This is a genomic window from Roseateles sp. (assembly GCF_036486225.1).
Taxonomy (GTDB): domain Bacteria; phylum Pseudomonadota; class Gammaproteobacteria; order Burkholderiales; family Burkholderiaceae_C; genus Roseateles.
In genome coordinates, this window is the sequence record NZ_DASVNZ010000278.1 from 1 (window position 1) to 4,294 (window position 4,294).

Consider the following 4,294-nt stretch of genomic DNA (forward strand, 5'->3'; position numbering starts at 1 on the left):
GGCGCCGTGCCCTGGCCGCGCAAGCGCGCCGCGGTCTGCGCGGACTCGCCGGGCAAGGACACCATCGCGTCGGGCCCCAGCGCCTGCAGCGCGGCCTTCAGTTGCGCGCCGTAGCCGAAGGGCAGGGCGTCGTCGTCCTGCGCGAAGAAGGGCTGCGTGTTGTAGAGCGTGACCCGCAGGATCGCGGCCCGTGCGCCGGCGGCCGTGTCGCACAACGCGTGGCATTGCACGGACACGGCCCAGCGCGGCTCGGCCGTCCGGCCGGTGCGGCCGTCGACGATCGTGTCGCCGTGCGGGAACGGCAACCGGTCGTCCAGCATCACGTAGCCGAGCGCTCGCAGCTCCTGGAAGGTGGGCTGGAGCGCGTTGGCCGCCAGCGGCTTGACGGGGGCCTGCGCCTCGCTGTCGTCCTTCATCGCCAGCGCGCAGCCGGTGGGCGTCGGTGTTTCCGCCGTCGCCTTTCGCGACAAGGGGATGTCCGCACAGGCCGGAACGGATCGCAAGGCCGCCAGCAGGGCATCGCTGTGATCGCGCGCATATCGCTCGGCGCCGTCGCGCAGCGCGGCCAGTCGCAGTCCCGCCAGCCGTCCGCTCTCGACGCGCTGCTGGAACTGCTGGAGCTGCAACATGCCCAGCGACATCGCGCCCAGGAGCATCAAGGCCATCGTCACCTCGATCAGGCTGAAGCCCGATTGCGAGGTGGCGACGGCGGTCGGAACGGGGCGGGGGCGGGCGCGGGCGCGGGCGGACATGCGGGAGGGGCTCCTGGCGTGAAGGCCGCCATCGTCCCAGGCCCGGTTGTCCGCGCCCATCCGCCAAATTGAGCGCCGTTGCGCGACGCATTGCCGATGGTGGCCGTCCCTTGCCCGATCTTCGCCAACTGCCTGCGCCAGGCGCACGCCGGCAGTCTTCAGCGCACGTCGTCAGCCCGACTTGTCAGCCGAGGTCGTCAGTCGAGGTTGTCAGCCGAACTCGGCGCCCGCGGCGATCCCCGCCAGCAACTCGTACGAGCGCCGTCGGGCCGCGGCGTCGTGCACCGCGCAGGCGACGATGAACTCGTCGGCGCCGGTACGCTCCTGCGTTGCCAGCAGGCCCTCGCGCACCGTGCGCGGCGAGCCCACGATGGACTCCGACAGCATGCGTTCCACGCCCAGCTTCTCGCCGGCGGTCCACAGCGTGTCCATGCTGGCTATCGGGCGGGGCAGCAGGCCGCGCTGACCGCGCTGCATACCGAGGAACCGCTGCTGGATCGAGGTGAACAGGCGCTGCGCCTGCGCATCGGTGTCGGCCACGACGACGTTCAGGCCGACCGCCGCATAGGGTTGCGGATGGCGCGCGCTGGGCCGGTACTGGGCGCGGTACATCTCCAGCGCCTGCATCAACATCGCCGGTGCGAAGTGCGACGCGAACGCGAACGGCAGGCCGAGATACGCCGCCAGCTGCGCGCCGTACAGGCTGGAGCCGAGCAGCCAGACCGGCACCTCGGTGCCCTGGCCGGGCACGGCGCGCACGACCTGGCCCTCCTGCTCGGGCGCGAGGTAGCTGATCAGCTCCAGCACGTCCTCGGGGAAGCGGTCCTCGTGCGCGGTCGCCAGGTGGCGGCGCAGGGCGCGCATGGTCGGTCCGTCGGTGCCCGGCGCGCGGCCCAGCCCGAGGTCGATGCGGCCCGGGAACAGCGTGGCCAGCGTGCCGAACTGTTCGGCGATCGTCAGCGGCGCATGGTTGGGCAGCATGATCCCGCCGGAGCCGACGCGGATGGTCGAGGTCGCGCCGGCGATCTGGCCGATCAGCACGGCCGTGGCCGACGAGGCGACGCCGTCCATGTTGTGGTGCTCGGCCACCCAGTAGCGCGTGTAGCCGAGCCGCTCGGCGTGTTGCGCCAGCGTGACGCTGTCGCGCAGGGCCTGGGCGGCGGAACCGCCTTCGACGATGAAGGCGAGGTCGAGGATCGAAAGTCGGGCTTGCATGGGCGCGGAGTCTAGGCGCGCCGTCCGGACCGGGGTCCCGGGAGGGTTATCGCGGATTGGGGTAGGGCGGTCCGGTCAGTCGCTGGAGAGTGGGGCCTGGACCTGCCGGGTCTTGCCGCCGTTCCAGACGGTCAGCGTGACCTTGTCGCCGACCTGGCGCTCCTCCAGTTCGGCGAGCAGGTCGTCCAGGTCGGCCACCGGTTTGCCGTTGACGGCGGTGATGACGTCGCCGCCCACGACGCGGCCGTCGCGCCCGCGCAGGAAGGGCTGCAGGCCCGCGCGCTGGGCGCCGCCGCCCGCCTGCAGGCCGATCAGCACGACGCCCTTGGGCAGGCGCAAGACCTGGCGCAGCTGTTCGCTGCCGGCGGTGAGTCCCAGCGCCGGACGGATCACGCGGCCGTGCTGGATGAGCTGCGGCACGACGCGGTTCACCTCGTCGGCCGGGATCGCGAAGCCGATGCCGTTGCTGCCGCCGCTCGGGCTGAAGATCGAGGTGTTCACGCCGATCAGCCGGCCCGCCGAATCCAGCAGCGGGCCGCCCGAGTTGCCGGGGTTGATCGCGGCGTCGGTCTGGATGGCGCCGCGGATGGTGCGCTGCGTCATCGACTCGATCTCGCGGTTCAGCGCGGACACGATGCCGCGGGTCAGCGTCTGGTCCAGCCCGAACGGGTTGCCGATCGCATAGACCGTCTGTCCGACCAGCAGGTCGCGGCTGCTGCCCATGGGCACGGGGGACAGCTTCTCGCGCGGCGCGGTGATGCGCAGCACGGCCAGGTCGCGGTCCGGATCGACGCCGACCAGCTTCGCGTCGTAGGCGCTCTGGTCCGACAACGTCACCTTGGCCGACGAGGCGCCGCGGATCACGTGGAAGTTGGTGACGATGTGGCCCTGTTCGTCCCACAGGAAGCCGCTGCCGGTGCCGCTGGGCACCTCGGTCACGTTGCGGGAGAAGAAGTCGCGCTGCTGCGCCAGCGTCGTGATGTGGACCACCGAGGGCGACAGCTTGCGGAACACCGCGATGTTGTTCTGTTCCTGCGCGTCCAGCGGACCGCGCGGCGTGACCGGCCGCGGCTGGGCGTGGGTGGGCGGCGACGCGAGGGTCGCGAACAGGAGGACGGACAGGAGCAGGCGCAAGACCTGGCACGACCGGAAGGACATGACGGTGGGGAAAGGGCGGACGATGGCGCGATTATGAAAGCTCCCCCGTTAAGCTCCCCCGTCAACCTGGAGGCGCTTCGCCTCCCGCCCATCGGGCGATCTCGGCTTCGAGATGGGCGGCGCGTTCGCGCAGCAGATCCGCGGTGGCCTTGAGCTGCAGGTGGGTGCGCACGCGCGCCAGCAGGATGGGCGGGCTGATCGGCTTGGTGATGTAGTCCACCGCGCCCACCGACAGGCCATGGCTTTCATCCGCGGGGTCCGAGCGCGCGGTCAGGAAGAGCACCGGGATGTCGCGCGTGGCCGCGTCCGCCTTGAGCCAGCGGCACAGCTCGTAGCCGTCCATGTTGGGCATCAGCACGTCCAGCAGGATGAGGTCGGGCCTCGGCTCCTCGGCCGCGATGCGCAGCGCGCGGTCGCCGGCGGTCGCGACCTTGACGCGGTGCCGTTCCTTGAGCAGCTCGTAGAGCTGCGAGAGGATTTCGGGCGAATCGTCCACGATCAGGATCGTCGGGCGCGGGTCTCCGTTCGAGATGCTCATGGCGGGAACTCCTCCTGGTCCAGACCGCGGGAGGCGGTCTCGAAATCGAATCGCATGGCGGCCTCCAGGACCGCGCGCAAGGCGGCGGCGCGCCGCTCGTCGAGGCCGTGGCGGCCCCGGTCCAGCGCCTGCTTCAACCGCTCGGCGGTGTCCACGGCGGTGGCGTCGTGGGCGTCCAGCTGGCGCCGCAGCTGGGCCAGCCGCTCGGCCAGCTTCGGGATGGCGGTGACCGCGGGCAGATCGTCCAGTGCGCCCGGCAGGGTGGGCGGCGGATCGTCGGCGAGCGTCTGGCCCAGCGCATGCAGCAGCCGGTCCAGCGCCACGCGCACGTCGTGCGCCAGTTCCCGTCGTCGCGGCGCCTGCGCCGGCACCGGCTCGCGGCTGGCGCTCTCCAGCGCGGCGGCGACCTCGCTCAGCGCCAGTGCGCCGATGGTCGCGGACGAGCCCCGCAGCGAATGCGCGATCTGCTCCAGGACCTGCGCGTTGTCCGACGCGGCGGCCTGGTCCAGCCGGTCGCCGGTGTCCTGCTGGGAGTGCAGGAAGATCCGCAACAGGCGCAGGTACAGACCGGCGTTGTTGGCGGCCGACGCCAGGCCGGAGCGTGACTCCAGTCCGTCGACGACGGGCAGGG

Annotated in this window: 4 protein-coding genes and 1 pseudogene; all 5 read right to left on the reverse strand. The window is 71.8% G+C overall.

All coding sequences use genetic code 11. The annotated features are described in order from the left end of the window. On the reverse strand, window positions 1-752 hold a 752-nt coding region (locus VF536_RS18350), incomplete at its 3' end, for a type II secretion system protein (protein WP_331616303.1). A 210-nt stretch (window positions 753-962) separates the two neighbouring features. Further along, window positions 963-1,967, reverse strand: a complete 1,005-nt coding sequence (locus VF536_RS18355) for an LLM class flavin-dependent oxidoreductase (RefSeq protein WP_331616304.1) — start codon at window positions 1,965-1,967, stop codon at window positions 963-965. Between the two features lie 75 nt (window positions 1,968-2,042). Further along, entirely contained in the window at window positions 2,043-3,125 is a 1,083-nt protein-coding gene (locus tag VF536_RS18360; protein ID WP_331616305.1) for a S1C family serine protease, read from the reverse strand. Between the two features lie 94 nt (window positions 3,126-3,219). Then, window positions 3,220-3,663: pseudogene (locus VF536_RS18365) on the reverse strand (response regulator); the annotation flags it as partial. Further along, window positions 3,660-4,294: Hpt domain-containing protein (locus tag VF536_RS18370; protein WP_331616306.1), on the reverse strand; the 635-nt coding region annotated here is incomplete at its 5' end. The pseudogene VF536_RS18365 and the gene VF536_RS18370, both read right to left, overlap by 4 nt.